The organism is Pseudomonas sp. Q12-87 (assembly GCF_001269755.1).
GTDB classification, from domain to species: domain Bacteria; phylum Pseudomonadota; class Gammaproteobacteria; order Pseudomonadales; family Pseudomonadaceae; genus Aquipseudomonas; species Aquipseudomonas fluorescens_S.
Genome location: NZ_LHVI01000028.1, coordinates 223,925 through 242,967 on the forward strand (window position 1 = coordinate 223,925; position 19,043 = coordinate 242,967).

Consider the following 19,043-nt stretch of genomic DNA (forward strand, 5'->3'; position numbering starts at 1 on the left):
AACAAGGAACCCCTCTTTGAAGCTGGAACTCAAGAACAGCTTGTCGGTGAAGTTGCTCCGGGTGGTGCTCCTCTCGGCATTGTTCGTTGGCATGATCTTGAGCTGCGCCCAGATCGTGTTCGACGCGTACAAGACCAACCGCGCCGTCGCCAGCGACGCCCAGCGGATTCTCGATATGTTCCGGGATCCTTCGACTCAGGCCGTCTACAGCCTGGACCGGGAAATGGGCATGCAAGTGATCGAAGGGCTGTTCCAGGACGAAGCCGTGCGCATGGCTTCCATCGGCCACCCCCGCGAAACCATGCTCGCCGAAAAAAGCCGCCCCTTGCAGCGCTCCGAAAGCCGTTGGCTGACCGACCTGATCCTGGGCAAGGAACGCACATTCACCACGCAACTGGTCGGGCGCGGGCCCTACAGCGAGTATTACGGCGACCTGAGCATCACCCTCGACACCGCTACTTACGGCCAGGGTTTCATTGTCAGCTCCGTCATCATTTTCATTTCCGGCATGCTGCGAGCCCTGGCCATGGGCCTGGTGTTGTACCTGGTCTATCACTGGCTGCTGACCAAGCCGTTGTCGCGGATTATCCAGCACCTGACCGAAATCAACCCCGATCGTCCCAGCGAGCACAAAATCCCGCAACTCAAGGGCCACGAGAGGAACGAGCTGGGCTTGTGGATCAATACCGCCAACCAGTTGCTTGAATCCATCGAGCGCAACACGCATCTGCGCCACGAGGCGGAAAACAGCCTGTTGCGCATGGCCCAGTACGATTTTCTCACCGGCCTGCCCAATCGCCAGCAGCTTCAACAACAACTGGACAAGATCCTGGTGGATGCCGGGCGCCTGCAACGCCGGGTAGCCGTGCTGTGCGTGGGACTGGATGATTTCAAGGGGATCAACGAGCAGTTCAGCTATCAGACGGGTGACCAATTGCTGCTGGCCCTGGCCGACCGGCTGCGGGCCCACAGCGGCCGCCTCGGCGCCCTGGCGCGGCTGGGGGGCGATCAGTTCGCCCTGGTCCAAGCCGACATCGAACAGCCTTACGAAGCCGCCGAGCTGGCCCAGAGCATCCTCGATGACCTGGAAGCGCCGTTCGCCATCGAAGACCAACAAATCCGCCTGCGGGCCACCATCGGCATCACCCTTTTTCCAGAGGATGGCGACAGCACCGAGAAGCTGTTGCAGAAAGCCGAGCAGACCATGACCTTGGCCAAGAGTCGCTCACGCAATCGCTACCAGTTCTACATCGCCAGCGTCGACAGCGAAATGCGCCGCCGTCGCGAACTGGAGAAAGACCTGCGCGAGGCGCTGGCCCGCGAGCAGTTCAGCCTGGTGTACCAACCGCAGATCAGCTATCGCGACCTGCGTGTAGTGGGGACCGAAGCCCTGATCCGCTGGCATCACCCTGAACACGGCCTTGTGCCGCCGGACCTGTTCATTCCCCTGGCCGAGCAGAATGGCACCATCATCGCCATCGGCGAATGGGTACTCGACCAAGCCTGCAAACAGCTGCGTGAATGGCATGACCAGGGCTTCATCGACCTGCGCATGGCGGTCAATCTGTCGACGGTGCAACTGCACCATGCCGAGCTGCCGCGGGTGGTGAATAATTTCCTGCAAATGTACCGGCTGCCACCGCGCAGCCTGGAGCTGGAAGTCACCGAAACCGGGCTGATGGAAGACATCACCACCGCAGCCCAGCATCTGCTGAGCCTGCGCCGCTCCGGAGCGCTGATCGCCATCGATGACTTCGGGACCGGCTATTCGTCCCTGAGTTATCTCAAGAGCCTGCCGCTGGACAAGATCAAGATCGACAAGAGCTTCGTCCAGGACCTGCTCGACGATGAAGACGATGCCACCATCGTCCGGGCCATTATCCAGCTGGGTAAAAGCCTGGGTATGCAGGTCATCGCCGAGGGTGTCGAGACCCTCGAGCAAGAAGCCTACATCATTGCCGAGGGCTGCCACGAAGGTCAGGGGTATTACTACAGCAAACCCCTGCCGGCACGGGAACTGGGCATTTACCTGAAGCAGGCACAGCGCAGCCAGGTTTCCATCATCTGACTCTTCCCCCTGGGTCGCCCTGTCGTTGAGGCGCCTGCGATTTTTTGCGGCTGCGCCGGATGGCGGCGGCCCGCATTATTAAATAAGAAATATTTACAGCTGCAACCCTTTACACATAATGCAAATCTTTCGCATTATGTCGCAGCTTTTGCGCACCCTCGCGCCTGTCCCATCCATCACCGAAGCAGGATGTTCGCCATGATTCGTATGCCTCTGGCTACCGCCAGTCTGTTGGCCATCGCTATTTCCCTCGCCGGCTGCGGCGAAGGCAAAGACAAGGCCGCGGCGCCCCAAGCGCCAACGCCTGCCGCCAGCACTGCGGCACCGGTCGCCCCTGCTGCCGCCGGCAAGATCGACGAAGCCGCCGCCAAGGCCGTTGTCGCGCACTATGCCGACATCGTCTATGCGGTCTACAGCGATGCCGAATCCACCGCGAAAACCCTGCAGACCGCCGTCGACGCGTTCCTCGCCAAACCGAACGCCGAAACCCTGAAAGCCGCCAGGGCCGCCTGGGTCGCCGCACGCGTGCCTTACCTGCAGAGCGAAGTATTCCGCTTCGGCAACACCATCATCGACGACTGGGAAGGCCAGGTGAACGCCTGGCCCCTGGACGAGGGCCTGATCGACTACGTCGACAAATCCTACGAGCACGCCTTGGGCAACCCCGGCGCCACCGCCAATATCATCGCCAATACCGAAGTCCAGGTGGGCGAAGACAAGGTCGACGTCAAGGACATCACCCCGGAAAAACTCGCCAGCCTGAACGAGCTGGGCGGTTCCGAGGCCAACGTCGCCACCGGCTACCACGCCATCGAATTCCTGCTGTGGGGCCAAGACCTCAACGGCACCGGCCCAGGTGCCGGCAACCGCCCAGCGTCCGACTACCTGCAAGGCGCCGGCGCCACGGGCGGCCACAATGATCGCCGTCGTGCCTACCTCAAGTCCGTGACCCAACTGCTGGTCAGCGACCTGGAAGAAATGGTCGGCAACTGGAAGCCGGACGTGGCCGACAACTACCGTGCCACCCTGGAAGCCGAGCCGGCCGAAAGCGGCCTGCGCAAGATGCTGTTCGGCATGGGCAGCCTGTCCCTGGGCGAACTGGCCGGGGAGCGCATGAAGGTTTCCCTGGAAGCCAACTCGCCAGAAGACGAGCAGGATTGCTTCAGCGACAACACCCACAACTCGCATTTCTACGATGCCAAAGGCGTGCGTAACGTCTACCTGGGCGAATACACCCGTGCCGACGGCACCAAGATGACCGGTGCCAGCCTGTCGTCCCTGGTGGCCAAGGCCGACCCGGCTGCGGATACCGCGCTCAAGAACGACCTGGCCGACACCGAGGCCAAGATCCAGGTCATGGTCGATCACGCCAACAAGGGTGAGCACTACGACCAACTGATTGCCGCCGGCAACACGGCGGGCAACCAGATCGTACGTGATGCCATCGCCGCACTGGTCAAGCAGACCGGTTCGATCGAACAGGCAGCAGGCAAACTGGGTATCAGCGACCTGAACCCGGACAACGCCGATCACGAGTTCTGATCGACGTTGGCTGGCTGAAAAAGCGACCTTCGGGTCGCTTTTTTTTGCCTGATGCAGGTCAGTTGAAAGAAATAAACTTCAAACAACAACCCCCTGGCGAGGGAGCTTGCTCCCGTTGGGTCGCAAAGCGGCCCTGTTTTTGGGGCTGCTGCGCAGCCCAGCGGGAGCAAGCTCCCTCGCCACAGGGTTCGGCGTTCGTCGGACTCATGTCACTACAACCCCGCAAGCCGTCCCTCGATAAACCGCCGTTCCGGCAGTTGCTGGGTCAACTCCAGCGCTCGTCGATACGCCGTCCTCGCCTCTTCCACTCGCCCCAACTGCCGGCAGAACTCCGCCCGCGCCGAGTGCGCGAGATAGTAGTCCAGCAGCTCACCGCGCTCCAGGATCCCGTCGACCAGGCGCAACCCTTCCAGTGGTCCGTCGCGTTTTGCCAACGCCGCAGCGCGATTAAGCTCGATCACCGGTGACGGCACGGCACGCAGCAATACGTCATAAAGCCCGACGATCTGCGGCCAGTCGGTTTCCTGCGCCGTTGGGGCTTCGGCATGCACCGCGGCAATGGCCGCTTGCAGGCAATAGGGCCCGAAGCGCCGGGTGTTCAACGCCGCTTCCACCAAAGCGCAGCCCTCGGCGATCAGCTCGGTGTCCCACAACGAGCGGTCCTGCTCGTCCAGCAAGATCAGCTCACCCAGCGATGACGTTCGCGCCCGTCGCCGGGAGTCGTGCAGCAGCATCAGCGCGAGCAATCCCATGACCTCGGCTTCGGGCAGCAACTCCATCAGCAGTCGGCCCAGGCGGATGGCTTCGCGGGTGAGTTCCTCGCGCGTCAACTCAGCGCCCATCGAGGCCGAGTAACCTTCGTTGAACACCAGGTAGATCACCCGCAGCACGCTGTCCAGGCGCTCCGGCAGTTCCGCGCGCGAGGGCACTTGATAAGGAATCTTCGCGTAGCGGATCTTTGCCTTGGCCCGCACGATGCGCTGGGCAATGGCTGCCGGAGCGGCCAGGAACGCGCGGGCGATCTGCTCAGTGGTCAGGTCGCAGACCTCCCGCAGCGTCAGCGGCACCTGGGCATCAGCGGCCAGGGCCGGGTGACAACAGGTGAAGATCAGCCGCAAACGATCGTCTTCCACGTCTTCGTCACTCCAATCGACCTGCTCCAACGCTTCGAGCTGGGCGATCAACATCGGCTTTGACGCGGCGAAACGCGCGCGCCTGCGCAGACCGTCGATCGCCTTGAAGCGCCCGGCCGACACCAGCCAGGTTCGCGGGTTATCCGGCACGCCATCGCGCTGCCAGCGCTCGACTGCGATGAAAAAGGCCTCGTGCAAGGCTTCTTCGGCGAGGTCGAAATCCCCCAGCAGGCGAATCAGTGTCGCCAGGATGCGTCGTGAGTCTTGCCAATAAACCTGCTCGACCCGCGCCTTGACCGTTTCGGCCGGCATCAGTCGGGCATGCCCTGGGTGACCAATGCTTCAAGCCGGTCCAGGCTTTGGCCCCAACCTTCATGAAAGCCCATGGCTTCGTGGGCCTGGCGGTCCTCCTCGCTCCAGTGCAGCGCACGGGCGGTGTAGCGGGTCTTGCCCTCCACCTCTTCAAGCAACACCTCGGCGGTCATGAAGGCTTTACCCGAAGGAATCCAGCCAGGCACGAACGCATCGGTGAAGACCAGGCGCTGCGGGGCCATGATTTCCAGGAACACGCCCATGGTCGGGTATTCACTGCCGTCAGGCGCACGCATCAGGGTGCGAAACTGGCCACCCACCCACAAATCCATTTCACATTCCGGCGTGGTCATGCCATGGGGTCCCCACCATTGGACCAGCAAGGCCGGCTCAGTCCAGGCGCGGAAGATTTTCTGGCGCGGCGCATCGATCAATCGGCTGATGGACAGCGCAAAAGGGGCAGGTTTGAGGTTCATCGATGAAATCCTGTTTGTGATTGTTGTTCAGGGGTTCAGTTGGCGCACCGGCCGTACTTCGACGCAGCCGACCCGGGCCGCCGGGATATGGCCGGCGACCTGGATGGCTTCGTTCAGGTCCTTGGCATCGATCAGGTAGAAGCCTGCCAGTTGCTCCTTGGTTTCGGCGAACGGACCGTCGGTGATCGACAGCTTGCCAGCGCGCATGCGCACCGTTGTGGCGGTCTGCACCGACTCCAGGGCCTCGGCAGCGAGCATCCGCCCGCTGCCCTGGATCGACTCGGCATAGGCCATGCACTCTGCGTCCTCCGGACTGTCGGGCGAGTTATGCAGCGTTTGTTCGTTGCTATACACCAGGCATAAGTACTTCATGGAAAGCTCCGTGATCGAACTGATCAACTATGGACGGCAGACGGGCATTTGGCGAAAAACCCGACGATCAGGGCTGCAGGTCGAACAGCGTCGTGCCCGCCATCGGGTCGAACGGAGCGGACCAGTGTTCATGGACAATCCGCCACTGCCCACCGGTACGCTGGTAACAGGCGGTCACGCGCATCCAGCAGGCCTGTTCCTCACCCTTGTCGTTGGTGCCGCCACAGTAGGCCAGCCAATGGGCGAAGGCGATGGTGTCGGCCGGGGTGATGCGCACTTCATGGAAGTCGAACTTGTGCGGGCCGGGGCACATCTCCATGCAGGCCTGCCAATGGGCCCGGTAGGCGGCCTTACCCTTGAATTGCAAGGCCTGGATGGCATCGAACGAGACGATGTCGTCGTCATAGAGGGCCATGACTTTTTCGACGTCCTTGGCCATGACGGCCTGGCGATAAGTGTCGATCAGGTCCTTGATTTCGGTTTCAGTGGCTTGGGTATTCATGGTGAATTCTCCGCAGGTTTTTGTTGAGGACACCCTTAGTCGTTTGGAGAAACGGCGAATCGACAGCCCAAACAAAAATAATCCAAGGACAAAAACTCGCTAGAATCGGCCGCTCATTCTGTCGACAAACAACGGACGTTTTTGTGACCGCCCAACTCGTACCTTACGAAGATCTCACCGCGCTTCAACGCGATCAGGTCGAAGCCATCGAAATCCATGCCGAACAGATCAAGTTCGCAGGCGATATCCATGGTGCCTTGCATACACTACTGTCCAGGCCAAGCCCCGGGGTCAAGGGTTTCGCGCTGCTGGCGGACGGCGTGCCGGTGGCCTTCCTGCTGCTCAAGCGCCCACCGGTCCTGCCCGCCTGGGCCAGCGAGCACAGCGCCACCCTCCATGCGTTGCAAGTGGATCATCGGGCCCAGGGCAAGGGTTATGGCAAGGCCTGCCTGCAAGCGCTGCCCGCCGTCGCGCGAGCGACCTGGCCGGAAATCAGAGGACTTGAGCTATCGGTCGACGCCGACAACGATCCGGCCATCGGCCTGTATACCCGGCTGGGCTGGGTCGACAGCGGCGAGGCGTACAAGGGCCGTATCGGTTATGAGCGGCGGATGGGGTTGGTGTTTTAAGAATCCCTGAGGCGCCCACCGTCCCTGTGGGAGCGGGCTTGCCCGCGAAGGCGTCAGCACATCCGACATTTATGCAAGCTGACCCGCAGCTTTCGCGAGCAAGCTCGCTCCCACAGGGCCTTGTTGATCAGCGCGATTTGAGCGGTATCCAGATCTCCAGGGTGCCTTCGCCGGTCCTGGGGTTGAAGTCATCGCTGTAGCGCTCGAACTCCGGTTCATCCGCGGGTTCGTGGCCGGACTGTGGCAGCCATTCTTTCCAGATGTACTGGAACGTTTGCGGCAACGTCTTCAAGGGGCCCTTATGTTCGAACACCGCGTACTGAGTGGGCTGGAGTTCGATCCAGCGGTACTGCTCCGGTAAATCGTCCAACCGGCTGATTTCCACGCCGGCGATGTATTCGAAACCACCCTTCCCGTCCGGATTGCAACACACGCCATAGGTCACGTCGCTTTTCTGCCCGGGTACGTTACCCAGCCAGGGCAGGAACTTCTCCCAGAGCAAAGGAATATCCTGGGCGGTGTCCTGGGTAAAACGCGCACCAAAGCCGGCGATGAGCTGAAAACGTCCCTGTTCGAAGCGTGGTTCGGCGGTGTAATCGCGTTCGTGCTTTTCCATGCGTCAACACTCCGGGAAACGTGAAGTCGGGCTTTGCAGTATAGAAGCCAAACGGTATTTGCCAGTTTGGTTCGCTCGTCACAACCCGGGCAGGATCGTGGCCGAGGCGCTGGCTACAAACTCGTTGTAACCGGAAACGATCACGTAAACAGCGAAATAACAGAAGATCGCGGCGGATGCCCAATAGGAATACCGCAACAATTTATCCCCCAATAGTTTGCCGCCCTGGGTCGCCGCCAGGCACAGGCCTGCGCTCCACAACAGCCCGGCACAGAGAAAACCGCTGAGAAACAGCGCCGAGCTGAGCAGGGTTCCGCCTCCCGAGCGAGCGATCAAGGTGCCGCCCACAGCGGCGAACCAGAGAATGGCGCTGGGCGATGACATCGCCAGGAAAATTCCCCGAAAGAACTCCTGGCGCGAAGAGTTGCCCTGCACCTCGCCCGCCTCGGCCAGCAGGGCGCTGTGATAGATCGCCGAATGAATCATTTTCGCCGCGAAGTACAGCAGCAGCCCCGAGCCACCGATCCACAGTACCCAGCGCACCGCTTCGTATTGCAGCAGCACGGTCATGCCGGCCAGGGCCAGGATCGCGTAGATCAGATCACCCACGCAGGTGCCCAGGCCCAGGGCGAACCCTTGGAAATACCCGCGCTGCATCGCCAAGGTGATCATGGCGATATTGGCCACGCCAATGTCCAGGCACAGGGAGAGGCTCAGCAGGAAACCGCTGGAAAATTCCATCATTCATTCCGTTCGATTGGGGTGCGGCGAATTCAACTGTCCGCAGCGATCATTGATACGACCGCGCGGCAGGTCGACAGTGTCGTCGAAAATAGTTCTGCGCCGCTACTGGACAATGAGCCATCCGCCCCCTTATCTTGCGCCGCAGGCCACCGCAGTGGCCGACGTCGCTCGGACGGTTCCGGGCGCTCACGTATCTCGAGGCAACAATGGCCGAACAAGGTTCGCCGCGCCGCTTTGCGCGCATCGATCGACTCCCCCCTTATGTATTCAATATCACTGCCGAGCTGAAGATGGCTGCGCGTCGGCGCGGCGAAGACATCATCGACTTGAGCATGGGTAACCCCGACGGCGCCACGCCCCCGCACATCGTCGAGAAACTGGTCACCGTCGCCCAGCGCGAAGACACCCACGGCTACTCCACCTCCAAGGGCATCCCGCGTCTGCGCCGCGCGATTTCGCGCTGGTACAAGGACCGCTACGAGGTGGACATCGACCCGGAAACCGAGGCCATCGTCACCATCGGCTCCAAGGAAGGCCTGGCGCATCTGATGCTGGCGACCCTGGACCAGGGCGACACGGTGCTGGTGCCAAACCCCAGTTATCCGATTCACATCTACGGCGCGGTGATCGCCGGCGCCCAGGTGCGCTCGGTACCGCTGGTGCCAGGGGTGGATTTCTTCGACGAGCTGGAGCGGGCCATTCGCGGCTCGATTCCCAAGCCGAAGATGATGATCCTGGGCTTCCCGTCCAACCCGACCGCGCAATGCGTGGAGCTGGATTTTTTCGAACGGGTCATCGCCCTGGCCAAGCAGTACGACGTGCTGGTGATTCATGACCTGGCCTACGCCGACATCGTCTACGACGGTTGGAAAGCCCCGTCGATCATGCAGGTGCCCGGCGCGAAAGACATCGCGGTGGAGTTTTTCACCCTGTCCAAGAGCTACAACATGGCCGGCTGGCGCATCGGCTTCATGGTCGGCAACCCGGAACTGGTCAGTGCCCTGGCGCGGATCAAGAGCTACCACGACTACGGCACCTTCACCCCGTTGCAGGTGGCGGCCATCGCGGCATTGGAAGGCGACCAGCAATGCGTGCGCGACATCGCCGAGCAGTACCGCCAGCGCCGCAACGTGCTGGTCAAGGGCCTGCATGAACTGGGCTGGATGGTGGAAAACCCCAAGGCGTCGATGTACGTCTGGGCCAAGATTCCCGAGGCCTATGCGCACCTGGGTTCACTGGAATTTGCCAAGAAGCTGCTGGCCGAAGCCAAGGTCTGCGTCTCGCCGGGGGTGGGCTTCGGTGAATATGGGGACGATCACGTGCGCTTTGCGCTGATCGAGAACCAGGACCGGATTCGCCAGGCTGTGCGTGGGATTCGCGCGATGTTCCGGGCCGATGGGTTGGTACACAAACCTGGCGCCTGATGCAAAACCCAGTGTGGGTAACTGGATTTATTGATCACCAGAAACCACTGTGGGAGCGGGCTTGCTCGCGAAAGCGATATGACAGTCAACCCATTTGTTGACTGTCAGTCTGCCTTCGCGAGCAAGCCCGCTCCCACCACATTGGCGACGATGTGATGGGTCAGACCACCAGCGACAACAGCAGGATGAAGATCAGCCCTACCACGGACAGGATGGTTTCCATTGCTGTCCAGGTCTTGAAGGTTTCGGCCACGGTCATGTTGAAGTACTGCTTGACCAGCCAGAAGCCTGCATCGTTAACGTGGGACAGGATCAACGAACCGGCACCGGTCGCCAGGACCAGCAGCTCACGGTTCACGCCCGGGATCATCCCGACCACTGGCACCACGATCCCGGCACCGGTGATGGTTGCCACGGTCGCCGAACCTGTGGCAATGCGGATCACCGCCGCCACCAGCCAGGCCAACAGGATCGGGGAGATCTGCGCACTCACCGCCATATGGCCGATCACGTCGCCGACGCCACTGGTCACCAGCATCTGCTTGAAGCCACCACCGGCACCGATGATCAGGATGATCGCGGCGGTTGGCGCCAGGCTCGCGTCCAGCCATTTGAGCATCTGGCTGGAGCCAATGCCCTGCTTGTAGCCGAAGGTGTACAGCGACAGCAGCAACGCCAGCAGCAGTGCGGAAATCGGGTGACCGATCAGGTCCATGAACGTGCGGAAGAAGTTGCCGTCCGGCAGCGCTACGTCAGCGAAGGTCTTGAGTAGCATCAAGAACACGGGCGAGAGCACGGTGACCAGCGTGATGCCGAAGCTCGGCAGGTCGGCGGCATTCGTTTCGCGGGCCAGTTGATCCACCAGTTCCTGATTCGGATGGCCGGGGATGTGCTTGGCGATGAACGTACCGTAGATCGGCCCGGCAATGATGGCCGTGGGCAGCGCCACGATCAGGCCGTAGAGAATGGTTTTACCGATATCGGCGCCAAACACGCCAATCGCCAGCAGCGGACCCGGGTGCGGCGGCACCAGGCCGTGCACCGCCGACAGGCCAGCCAGCAGCGGGATACCGATCTTGATGATCGAGACGCCGGTGCGGCGCGCCACGATGAACACCAGAGGGATCAGCAACACAAAGCCAATCTCAAAGAACAGCGGGATGCCCACCAGGAATGCGGCGAACATCATCGCCCACTGCACTTTGTCTTTGCCGAAGGCGCGGATCAGGGTCTGGGCGATCTGATCGGCCCCGCCCGACTCGGCCATCATTTTGCCGAGCATCGTGCCCAGCGCCAGGATGATGCCGACAAAGCCCAGCACGCCACCGAAGCCGTCCTGGAACGCCTTGATGATAGTGCCGATCGGCATGCCCGACGTCAGGCCGAGAAAAGCCGCGGCGATGATCAGGGCGAGGAACGGATGAAGCTTGAACTTGGTGATGAGGACGATGAGTCCGATCACCGTGACCACTGCATCCAGCAGTAGAAACGACTCGTGGGACATGCCAAACATGGGGGTGTCTCCTGATTTGTTGTTGTTATTGAAGCAGTTATTTTTAAGTCACCGGGACAGCGCTATCTTTCTGACGCAAATTTTTCCAGCGTTCAGCTGGCAAGCTTCAGCCCATGAGCCAGCCACCAGACATACGCCTGCTGGGCCAATTCCTCGATGCTGTGGTTGGATGCGTCCAGAGCCAGGGTCAGGGGCTCGCCGACAGGGGATTCGAGGGTGGCAAACTGGCTGTCGATCAGTGTGGATGGCATGAAATGGCCGGGCCGATGGGAAACCCGGTCAGCGGCCACTTCGGGGGTGAGTTCGAGGAAGACAAAGCCCAGGCCGGGCAAGGCGCTGCGCAGACGTTCGCGATAACTGTGCTTGAGGGCCGAGCAGGTCAGCACCGGGCGCTCGCCCGTGGCGTCGACACGGCGCAACTCGTCGCACAGGCTGTCGAGCCAGCCGGCGCGGTCGTCGTCGTTCAGGGGAATACCGGCGCTCATCTTCTGGATGTTGGCCGCAGGGTGGAACGTGTCGCCTTCGATGGCAGTGGCGCCGCTCAAATGGCACAGGGCCTGGCTGACGCAAGTTTTGCCGCAACCGGCAACGCCCATGATGACCAGGGCGGTGATGGGATTGTTCATGTAACACCTCAGCGCGCAGACAGCGCTACCTTTGCCAGTTATGACACCGCAACAAAAGCAGAAGTTGCCGACGCCTTCTTGTCATTATTTGTGGTTGCAGCATGTTCGTACACGACACTCACGGATGGGGCTCAGGCAAACCCCGCTCACGCATTTGCAGCCGCGTCGAGACAGCGCTACCTTAGTGCCTTGATTTTTGTTTGGCAAGCCACCCTGATGACCGTCCCTAAAAACGATAAGAATACTCGCACCACCGGTCGCCCCACGCTCAACGAAGTCGCACGCCTGGCCGGTGTCAGCCCCATCACCGCCTCCCGCGCCCTGCGCGGCGTCAGTACTGTCGCCGCAGAGCTGGTAGAAAAAGTCCGCCAGGCGGCCCGGGAACTCAACTACGTCGTCAACCCCGCCGCCCGCGCACTGGCTTCGGCCCAGAGCCATTCGGTGGTGGTGCTGGTGCCGTCGTTGTCCAACCTGTTGTTCATCGACACCCTGGAAGCCATCCATCGGGTGCTGCGGCCCAAGGGTTTTGAAGTGGTGATCGGCAACTATCACTACTCCCGGGACGAGGAAGAAGACCTGCTGCGCCATTACATGGCCTATCAACCCCGGGGTTTGCTGCTGACCGGCTTCGACCGCACTGAAAGCGCCCGGCGCATGATCGAGGCCAGCAACATTCCCTGCGTGTATATGATGGAACTGGACCCTGGCGCCGGGCTCAATTGCGTGGGTTTCTCCCAACTCAAGGCCGGCGAGACGGCGGCCGAGCACCTGATTTCCAAGGGCCGCAAGCGCTTGGCCTACATCGGCGCGCAACTGGACCAGCGCACCCTGCTGCGCGGCGAAGGTTTCCGTCGCGCGTTGCAAAAAGCCGGGTTGTATGACCCTGACCTCGAATTGCTGACGCCTCGCCCATCATCGGTGGGCCTGGGCGGCGAGTTGTTCCTGCAACTGCTCGACAGCCACCCGGATGTCGATGCGATCTTCTTCGGCAACGATGACTTGGCCCACGGCGCCCTGTTCGAAGCACTGCGCTGCGGCATCAAGATTCCCGAGCAAGTCTCGGTCCTCGGCTTCAACGACCTGCCCGCCTCGGCGCACATGGTGCCGCGCCTGAGCAGTATCAGCACGCCCCGTGAAGCCATCGGCCGCCGCGCCGCCGAGCAGATGTTGACGCTGATGGCGGGCAATCGCATTGCCCAACCGGTGGTGGACATGGGCTTTGAACTCAAGGTTCGCGAAAGCACCTGAGCCTCCAGTGCGAAAGCGGTCGATCCATGCCGTCCCGCGGCAACGGTTGGCCGCCCCGTCCTCGTCTCTCGTAGCCGCAACCGCTCAAACCCGTGGCCCGCAGCGACGGCACGGGAATTGCTCCTGTTCATCGCTCAGTCATTACCTACAGGTAGTCATCATGTTGGTCAGTGCAAAACAGCAAGCCATGATCTTGCCCCTCAAACGCCCGGGCGAAGATCCCACCGCCGAAGCCGCCAGCGGCCTGCAAAGCGCCGCATTGCAGGCGTTGCGCGATAATGTCCAGGCCCAAGCCAGCCAGGCCAGCACCCAGGTACAGGATTCTTTCACCCAACGGGCCACGCAACAGGTCAACGCGGCAACGGCCATCAGCGATAACGTGGACGAGGCGTTCGCCAAGACTCGCGTGCAATTGCAGGCCGGTGCTTCGCCAGCGTCCGAAACCGTGGCGTCTGCGGGTTCTGCAACAGCAGAGTTCAAGGAATACATGAGCAAGACGCCTGAACAGCGCCTGCGCGACAGCATTCTTGAAGAGATGGGCATTTCGCAGGAAGAATTCGAGGCGATGCCGCCAGAGAAGCAGATGGCGGTCAGTCAGGAAATTGCCCAGCGCATGCAGGACAAATCGGCGGTGGCCCAGGTCGAGAAAACCCAGGCCAGTCACGCCAATGACAAAGAACCCGCCGTGGACATGTTCCTGGCGTCACTCTGAGCCTTGGCGCCAAGGCGACCGGCGTGAACTGAGTTGGGGCCGCAGCCCCAGCTCAGGCCTGTGGAGGCGATGCGGCTCAATGACCGAACAGGTTCACCTTCTTGGCCTTTTTGTCAGCGCGTTTTTCGTCGGCGCTTTTCGCTGGCTTTTTCTTAGCCGCTTTTTTCGAATCCATGCCTTTGGCCATGATCAGTGCTCCACTCATACGGGGTGTGTAAATCAGGTATACACCTATCGCCGCTCGCACGTTCTTTTATAATCGCCCTCCCCTTATCGTCCCGACCCAGCCATGTCCGAAATCCAGTACACACAACTTCAGGAATCATTGTGGCCGCTGATGAACAAGTTCTATCGCGCGCACCAGTCTTCGATGAAAGCGGTGCGTGACGCCCAGCTGTGGGCGGCGCGGCGCGATGAAATCGTCGCCGCCCTGTGCCTGCGGCCGGTGGCGGGCGGACATTGGTTGACGGGACTGTTTGTCGATCCGGCGTACCGTGCGCAGGGCATCGCCGCGCAATTGATGGCCGAAGCGGTGAAAGGTGTGAATGAGCCGGTGTGGCTCTTTTGCCACCCCGACTTGCGCGGGTTTTATGAGCGGCGTGGTTTCAGCTTCGACCCCGAACTGCCCTATGCGATGGCCGAACGCCTGAGCCGGTATGCGCGCAGCAAGCCGATGATTGCAATGGGGCTTGCGCCACATACACAATCCTAAAGTTCAATACAGATCCAATGTGGGAGCGGGCTTGCTCGCGAAAACGGCGGCACATTCAACATCCATGCAAGCTGACCTACCGCTTTCGCGAGCAAGCCCGCTCCCACAAGTTCTGTGGTGGATGATCAATCGTCTACAGCGGGGTCCAGGTCCGGGAACATCACCTCGGTGAACCCGAACTTGCTGAAGTCGCTGATACGCGACGGGTACAAGCGCCCGATCAGGTGGTCGCATTCATGCTGCACCACCCGAGCATGAAACCCTGAGGCCGTGCGCACGATCGGTTCGCCCTTGGGGTCGAACCCTTCGTAGCGGATGTGCTGGTAGCGTTCCACCGCACCGCGCAGGCCCGGCACCGACAGGCACCCTTCGAAGCCCTCCTCCATCAAGGGGCTTAGCGGTGTAATCAGTGGGTTGATCAGGATCGTCTGGGGCACCGCCTCCGCGTCGGGGTAGCGCTCGCTGTGCTCGAAGCCGAAGATCACCAGTTGCAGGTCCACGCCGATCTGCGGCGCCGCCAGACCGACGCCGCCAACGCTTTCCATGGTCTGGAACATGTCATCGATCAGTTGCCACAACTGCGGGCTGTCGAACATTTCGACGGGCACCGGCGGGGCAATGCGCAGCAGGCGTTCATCGCCCATCTTCAGGATTTCACGAATCATGGTCGGGCTTCGTCAGGGTGAGTGTGAGGGATGGAATGGTCGCGCCCCAGGCCCGAAACATGTTGTTTTTCATGCTCGCCGGGGTGTTTTTCGCCAGGGTCCTTGCCCTCGGCGGACATGTGCTCGATGACCGCGTTCATCTCCGCGCCGAGCAACAGCACCGCCGAGGAAATGTAGAAGTACAGCAGCAGCACGATGATCGCGCCGATGCTGCCATACATGGCGTTGTAGTTGGCGAATGTCTTGACGTAAAACGCGAAGCCCAGGGAGGCGATGATCCAGACGACCACCGCCAGCACCGACCCCGGCGTGATGAAGCGAAACTCCTGTTTTACGTCGGGCATCACGTAATAGATCAGCGCCACGGCAACCATCAGCAAGAACACGATCACCGGCCAGCGCACGATCGTCCAGAGCGTGACGATGAATTCCTCCAGACCGACCTGGGCCGCAATCCAACCCATCACCTGCGGTCCGAGGACCATCAAGGCAGCGGCGGCCAGGAGCATCCCGGCGATACCGACCGTATAAAAAATCGACAACGGAAAGCGTTTCCAGGCCGGACGACCCTCTACCACATCGTAGGCGGCATTCATCGCGCTCATCATCAACCGCACGCCCGCCGAGGCGGTCCACAGCGCGATGACGATACCCACCGACAACAAGCCGCCCTTGGATTGCTGGAGTTGGTCGATTACCGGATTGACCTGCTCCAAGGCCTGGGGCGGCAGTACCAGTTCCGATTGCAGGCGCAGCCAGGAGAAGAAGTCCGGTAAGTGCAGGAAGCCGATCAAGGCGATCAGGAAGAGAATAAAGGGGAACAGTGAAAACAACATCTGGTAGGCCAATGCCGAGGCGTACGTCGACATCTCGTCATCGAGAAACTCGGTCACGGTGCGCATCATCACACGATGCAGGGGTAAGCCTTTCAAGGCCGAAAACATCATGTGCGTCTCCTTTCGCCGCAAAAAGGGTGGTCGCAAGGCGACTCAAGGGCCGTTATTTACAACAAAGTAGCCTGTTTGGCGACTTTGGAGCAATTTCGTCGTTTTGCCGCAGACGCTGAATTGACCGACGATTGACGGGGCAAGTTTCATTGTTAGTAAGGGCGGGGCTTTATGTTTGGCTGGTAACCGTCGAGAATGCCCCACGTGTCAGGCTCTGGCCTGAAGCTCCAATCCCGTAGGAACGTTATGAAACTCGATAAAAAGCAGGCCATTGCCCGCAGAAACCAGGAACTGGGCGGCGCCGTACTGGGCGTCAACAATTGCCATTTCAGCGAATTGAACCGCAACCGCAACATTTTCTGGTTCGATATCCCGGTGGCCCGCCTGGCCATCGGTCAGTACGAATGGATCCACCTGCTGCTGCATACGCCAGCGACCGATGAATTGCTGCATTTGAAAGTGCCAACAGTGTTCCTGCGGGAAAAAATGGAAGGCCTGGAAGTGCGCAACCAGGGCAAGCGCAAGGCGGCCCTGAGCCTGGAATTGAGTGCCGATAAGGATTCCTATCTGCAGGATATGCGTCCGGGTGGTACTAACGTGGATTTCGCGCAGTTTCGGTTGTAACCAGGTCCGAGAGGCACCGATTCCCTCGCCACACAAGCATCCTTGTCCCAGGAAATCGAAGCCAACGAAAAGCCCCGCATTCGCGGGGCTTTTGCTTCATATCGGGCTTACTTCTTCAGACCCAACTTCCTGAGCTCTTCATCACGCAACTCACGCCGCAGGATCTTGCCCACGTTGGTGGTTGGCAGCGCATCACGGAACTCCACCGACTTCGGCACCTTGTAGCCGGTGAGGTTGGCACGCATGTGCTCCATGACCTGCTCCTTGGTCAACGTGACGCCCGGCCGCGCAACGATGAAAATCTTGATCGCCTCACCAGACTTCTCGTCCGGCACGCCGATAGCCGCACATTGCAGCACGCCCGGCAAGGTCGCCAACACGTCTTCCAGCTCGTTGGGGTACACGTTGAAGCCAGAGATCAGGATCATGTCCTTCTTGCGGTCGACGATGCGCATGTAGCCGTCCGGCTGGATTACGGCGATGTCGCCGGTCTTGAGCCAGCCTTCGCTGTCGAGGATCTCGTCGGTGGCGTCCTGGCGCTGCCAGTACCCCTTCATGACCTGCGGACCTTTTACGCACAATTCGCCGACTTCGCCCAATGGCTGCTCGACACCCGCATCGTTGATGATTTTGCACAGCGTCGACGGCACCGGGATACCGATGGTGCCGACCTGGATGTTCTGGATCGGGTTGACGGTGGCCACCGGGCTGGTTTCGGTCATGCCGTAGCCTTCGCAGATCGGGCAACCGGTGACCGCTTTCCAGCGCTCGGCCGCCGCCAGTTGCAGGGCCATGCCGCCGGACAAGGTGACTTTCAGCGCCGAGAAATCCAGTTTGCGGAAGGCTTCGTTGTTGCACAGGGCCACGAACAGCGTGTTGAGGCCGACGAAACCGCTGAATTTCCACTTCGACAGTTCCTTGACCATCGCCGAGAGGTCCCGCGGGTTGCTGATCAGGATGTTGTGGTTGCCGATTAACATCATCGCCATGCAATGGAAGGTGAACGCGTAGATGTGGTACAGCGGCAGCGGTGTGATCAGTACCTCGCAACCTTCGTTGAGGTTGGAGCCCATCAGTGCCTTGCACTGCAGCATGTTCGCCACCAGGTTGCGGTGGGAGAGCATCGCGCCCTTGGCCACGCCGGTGGTGCCGCCGGTGTATTGCAATACGGCCACGTCGTCGCTGGTGGGATTGGCTTCGCTCACCGGTTGGCCGTGGCCTTTGCGCAGCACGTCGTTGAACTTGATGGCCTTGGGCAGGTGATAGGCCGGCACCATCTTCTTCACGTACTTGATCACGCTGTTGATCAGCAGGCGCTTGAGCGGTGGCAGCAGATCGGCGACTTCCGTGACGATGACGTGCTTGACGCTCGTCTTGGGCACCACGGCCTCGGCCAGGTGCGCCATGTTTGCCAGGCAGACCAACGCCTTGGCGCCAGAGTCGTTGAACTGGTGTTCCATTTCCCGCGCGGTATACAGCGGGTTGGTATTGACCACGATAAGCCCGGCGCGGATCGCACCGAACACAGCCACCGGGTACTGGAGAACGTTAGGCAGTTGCACGGCGATTCGATCGCCCGGCTGCAAATCGGTATGCTGTTGCAGATAGGCAGCAAAGGCACCGGACAACTCGTAGAGTTCACCGTAGGTGATCGTCTTGCCGAGGTTGCTGAACGCCGGCTTGTTGGCAAAGCGTTGGCAGGACTGCTTCAACACCGCCTGAATATTCGGATACTCGTCTGGATTGATGTCGGCAGCAATCCCAGCTGGGTACTTATCCTTCCAAAAGTCTTCGATCATGGAAGCCCACTCCTCAGCAACGCGAATTCTCACCGCATTTGATGCGATTATTATTGGTGTGTGTTTATTGGTGATCTGGCTTGAATCAAGGCCGAGAAGTCCCAAAAGCGCGCCGAGAGTAGCAGCTTTGCCAAGGGTCGCCTAGAGCCAAAAACGGCCCCTACAGTCATGAACATGACTTAAGACTATCTTATGGTCACTTTTAGAGTAAAAAATCTAGAGCTTCTAGAAGCGCTCTAAATGACCTCAGTTGAAATACAAAAATGTGAGAGCGAGCTTGCTCGCGATAACGGTCTGTCAGCCCATCTCATTCAGGCTGACCACCGCTATCGCGAGCAAGCTCGCTCCCACAGATTTTCAGTGAAACGAACACCTTCTA

Annotated in this window: 19 protein-coding genes; 8 read left to right on the forward strand and 11 right to left on the reverse strand. The window is 60.4% G+C overall.

Going from position 1 to position 19,043, the window contains the following annotated elements; all coding sequences use genetic code 11:
- The first annotated feature begins 16 nt into the window (after positions 1 to 16).
- Both AD663_RS20535 and AD663_RS20540 read left to right on the forward strand, forming a co-directional pair.
- The gene (locus tag AD663_RS20535) at positions 17 to 2,068 is read left to right on the forward strand and encodes a bifunctional diguanylate cyclase/phosphodiesterase (protein ID WP_003184531.1); all 2,052 of its coding nucleotides are present in this window, start codon (positions 17 to 19) and stop codon (positions 2,066 to 2,068) included.
- A gap of 198 nt (positions 2,069 to 2,266) precedes the next feature.
- On the forward strand, positions 2,267 to 3,610 hold the full coding sequence (locus tag AD663_RS20540) for an imelysin family protein (RefSeq protein ID WP_003184533.1): 1,344 nt from the start codon (positions 2,267 to 2,269) through the stop codon (positions 3,608 to 3,610).
- Between the two features lie 212 nt (positions 3,611 to 3,822).
- Here the strand turns inward: AD663_RS20540 and AD663_RS20545 are convergent, their stop codons facing one another.
- The 4 genes from AD663_RS20545 to AD663_RS20560 form a co-directional block, all read right to left on the reverse strand.
- Entirely contained in the window at positions 3,823 to 5,055 is a 1,233-nt protein-coding gene (locus AD663_RS20545) for an RNA polymerase sigma factor (protein ID WP_053214448.1), read from the reverse strand.
- The gene (locus AD663_RS20550; protein WP_003184537.1) at positions 5,055 to 5,531 is read right to left on the reverse strand and encodes an SRPBCC family protein; all 477 of its coding nucleotides are present in this window, start codon (positions 5,529 to 5,531) and stop codon (positions 5,055 to 5,057) included. Before AD663_RS20550 ends, AD663_RS20545 begins: the two co-directional genes overlap by 1 nt.
- 27 nt (positions 5,532 to 5,558) lie before the next feature.
- The gene (locus tag AD663_RS20555) at positions 5,559 to 5,903 is read right to left on the reverse strand and encodes a YciI family protein (RefSeq protein WP_003184539.1); all 345 of its coding nucleotides are present in this window, start codon (positions 5,901 to 5,903) and stop codon (positions 5,559 to 5,561) included.
- A gap of 67 nt (positions 5,904 to 5,970) precedes the next feature.
- On the reverse strand, positions 5,971 to 6,405 hold the full coding sequence (locus tag AD663_RS20560) for an SgcJ/EcaC family oxidoreductase (protein WP_003184541.1): 435 nt from the start codon (positions 6,403 to 6,405) through the stop codon (positions 5,971 to 5,973).
- Between the two features lie 143 nt (positions 6,406 to 6,548).
- Here AD663_RS20560 and AD663_RS20565 point away from each other — a divergent pair, with 143 nt between their 5' ends.
- Positions 6,549 to 7,034: a GNAT family N-acetyltransferase gene (locus AD663_RS20565; protein ID WP_003184543.1), complete on the forward strand. Its 486-nt coding sequence runs from the start codon at positions 6,549 to 6,551 to the stop codon at positions 7,032 to 7,034.
- A 127-nt stretch (positions 7,035 to 7,161) separates the two neighbouring features.
- Here the strand turns inward: AD663_RS20565 and AD663_RS20570 are convergent, their stop codons facing one another.
- The gene (locus AD663_RS20570; RefSeq protein WP_053214449.1) at positions 7,162 to 7,650 is read right to left on the reverse strand and encodes a GyrI-like domain-containing protein; all 489 of its coding nucleotides are present in this window, start codon (positions 7,648 to 7,650) and stop codon (positions 7,162 to 7,164) included.
- Positions 7,651 to 7,728: 78 nt separating this feature from the next.
- Positions 7,729 to 8,391 (reverse strand): LysE family translocator, encoded by a 663-nt coding sequence (locus tag AD663_RS20575; protein ID WP_053214450.1) that lies wholly within the window; start codon positions 8,389 to 8,391, stop codon positions 7,729 to 7,731.
- A 209-nt stretch (positions 8,392 to 8,600) separates the two neighbouring features.
- Between AD663_RS20575 and alaC the strand changes: the two genes are divergently transcribed.
- Complete coding sequence (alaC, locus tag AD663_RS20580) at positions 8,601 to 9,818, forward strand: alanine transaminase (protein ID WP_003184550.1); 1,218 nt, start codon at positions 8,601 to 8,603, stop codon at positions 9,816 to 9,818.
- A gap of 160 nt (positions 9,819 to 9,978) precedes the next feature.
- On the opposite strand, the gene AD663_RS20585 is transcribed toward alaC, so the two are convergent.
- Positions 9,979 to 11,331: a GntP family permease gene (locus AD663_RS20585; RefSeq protein WP_003184553.1), complete on the reverse strand. Its 1,353-nt coding sequence runs from the start codon at positions 11,329 to 11,331 to the stop codon at positions 9,979 to 9,981.
- A 92-nt stretch (positions 11,332 to 11,423) separates the two neighbouring features.
- On the reverse strand, positions 11,424 to 11,957 hold the full coding sequence (locus AD663_RS20590) for a gluconokinase (protein WP_003184555.1): 534 nt from the start codon (positions 11,955 to 11,957) through the stop codon (positions 11,424 to 11,426).
- Positions 11,958 to 12,173: 216 nt separating this feature from the next.
- Between AD663_RS20590 and AD663_RS20595 the strand changes: the two genes are divergently transcribed.
- The 3 genes from AD663_RS20595 (at position 12,174) to AD663_RS20605 (ending at position 14,629) form a co-directional block, all read left to right on the forward strand.
- Positions 12,174 to 13,205, forward strand: a complete 1,032-nt coding sequence (locus tag AD663_RS20595) for a LacI family DNA-binding transcriptional regulator (protein WP_003184557.1) — start codon at positions 12,174 to 12,176, stop codon at positions 13,203 to 13,205.
- 160 nt (positions 13,206 to 13,365) lie between these two features.
- Complete coding sequence (locus AD663_RS20600) at positions 13,366 to 13,917, forward strand: hypothetical protein (protein ID WP_003184559.1); 552 nt, start codon at positions 13,366 to 13,368, stop codon at positions 13,915 to 13,917.
- A 289-nt stretch (positions 13,918 to 14,206) separates the two neighbouring features.
- Positions 14,207 to 14,629: a GNAT family N-acetyltransferase gene (locus tag AD663_RS20605; RefSeq protein ID WP_003184564.1), complete on the forward strand. Its 423-nt coding sequence runs from the start codon at positions 14,207 to 14,209 to the stop codon at positions 14,627 to 14,629.
- 125 nt (positions 14,630 to 14,754) lie between these two features.
- Here AD663_RS20605 and def read toward each other — a convergent pair whose 3' ends face one another.
- Complete coding sequence (gene def / locus AD663_RS20610) at positions 14,755 to 15,294, reverse strand: peptide deformylase (protein ID WP_003184566.1); 540 nt, start codon at positions 15,292 to 15,294, stop codon at positions 14,755 to 14,757.
- Positions 15,291 to 16,241, reverse strand: coding sequence for a YihY/virulence factor BrkB family protein (locus AD663_RS20615; protein WP_003184567.1), 951 nt, complete (start codon positions 16,239 to 16,241; stop codon positions 15,291 to 15,293). The genes def and AD663_RS20615 overlap by 4 nt, the downstream gene beginning before the upstream one ends.
- A 246-nt stretch (positions 16,242 to 16,487) precedes the next feature.
- Between AD663_RS20615 and AD663_RS20620 the strand changes: the two genes are divergently transcribed.
- A complete protein-coding gene (locus AD663_RS20620) occupies positions 16,488 to 16,865 on the forward strand; it encodes a hypothetical protein (protein ID WP_003184570.1) in 378 nt (125 codons plus the stop codon).
- A 107-nt stretch (positions 16,866 to 16,972) separates the two neighbouring features.
- Here AD663_RS20620 and fadD1 read toward each other — a convergent pair whose 3' ends face one another.
- Complete coding sequence (gene fadD1, locus AD663_RS20625) at positions 16,973 to 18,664, reverse strand: long-chain-fatty-acid--CoA ligase FadD1 (RefSeq protein WP_003184572.1); 1,692 nt, start codon at positions 18,662 to 18,664, stop codon at positions 16,973 to 16,975.
- Between the last annotated feature and the right edge of the window lie 379 nt (positions 18,665 to 19,043).

Bases quoted from the DNA above. Each gene is read 5' to 3' on its own strand.
- AD663_RS20540 (WP_003184533.1), top strand. From the start codon at position 2,267: ATGATTCGTATGCCTCTGGCTACCGCCAGTCTGTTGGCCATCGCTATT.
- AD663_RS20545 (WP_053214448.1), bottom strand. From the start codon at position 5,055: ATGCCGGCCGAAACGGTCAAGGCGCGGGTCGAGCAGGTTTATTGGCAA.
- AD663_RS20550 (WP_003184537.1), bottom strand. From the start codon at position 5,531: ATGAACCTCAAACCTGCCCCTTTTGCGCTGTCCATCAGCCGATTGATC.
- AD663_RS20555 (WP_003184539.1), bottom strand. From the start codon at position 5,903: ATGAAGTACTTATGCCTGGTGTATAGCAACGAACAAACGCTGCATAAC.
- AD663_RS20560 (WP_003184541.1), bottom strand. From the start codon at position 6,405: ATGAATACCCAAGCCACTGAAACCGAAATCAAGGACCTGATCGACACT.
- AD663_RS20570 (WP_053214449.1), bottom strand. From the start codon at position 7,650: ATGGAAAAGCACGAACGCGATTACACCGCCGAACCACGCTTCGAACAG.
- AD663_RS20575 (WP_053214450.1), bottom strand. From the start codon at position 8,391: ATGGAATTTTCCAGCGGTTTCCTGCTGAGCCTCTCCCTGTGCCTGGAC.
- alaC (WP_003184550.1), top strand. From the start codon at position 8,601: ATGGCCGAACAAGGTTCGCCGCGCCGCTTTGCGCGCATCGATCGACTC.
- AD663_RS20585 (WP_003184553.1), bottom strand. From the start codon at position 11,331: ATGTTTGGCATGTCCCACGAGTCGTTTCTACTGCTGGATGCAGTGGTC.
- AD663_RS20590 (WP_003184555.1), bottom strand. From the start codon at position 11,957: ATGAACAATCCCATCACCGCCCTGGTCATCATGGGCGTTGCCGGTTGC.
- AD663_RS20595 (WP_003184557.1), top strand. From the start codon at position 12,174: ATGACCGTCCCTAAAAACGATAAGAATACTCGCACCACCGGTCGCCCC.
- AD663_RS20600 (WP_003184559.1), top strand. From the start codon at position 13,366: ATGTTGGTCAGTGCAAAACAGCAAGCCATGATCTTGCCCCTCAAACGC.
- AD663_RS20605 (WP_003184564.1), top strand. From the start codon at position 14,207: ATGTCCGAAATCCAGTACACACAACTTCAGGAATCATTGTGGCCGCTG.
- def (WP_003184566.1), bottom strand. From the start codon at position 15,294: ATGATTCGTGAAATCCTGAAGATGGGCGATGAACGCCTGCTGCGCATT.
- AD663_RS20615 (WP_003184567.1), bottom strand. From the start codon at position 16,241: ATGATGTTTTCGGCCTTGAAAGGCTTACCCCTGCATCGTGTGATGATG.
- AD663_RS20620 (WP_003184570.1), top strand. From the start codon at position 16,488: ATGAAACTCGATAAAAAGCAGGCCATTGCCCGCAGAAACCAGGAACTG.
- fadD1 (WP_003184572.1), bottom strand. From the start codon at position 18,664: ATGATCGAAGACTTTTGGAAGGATAAGTACCCAGCTGGGATTGCTGCC.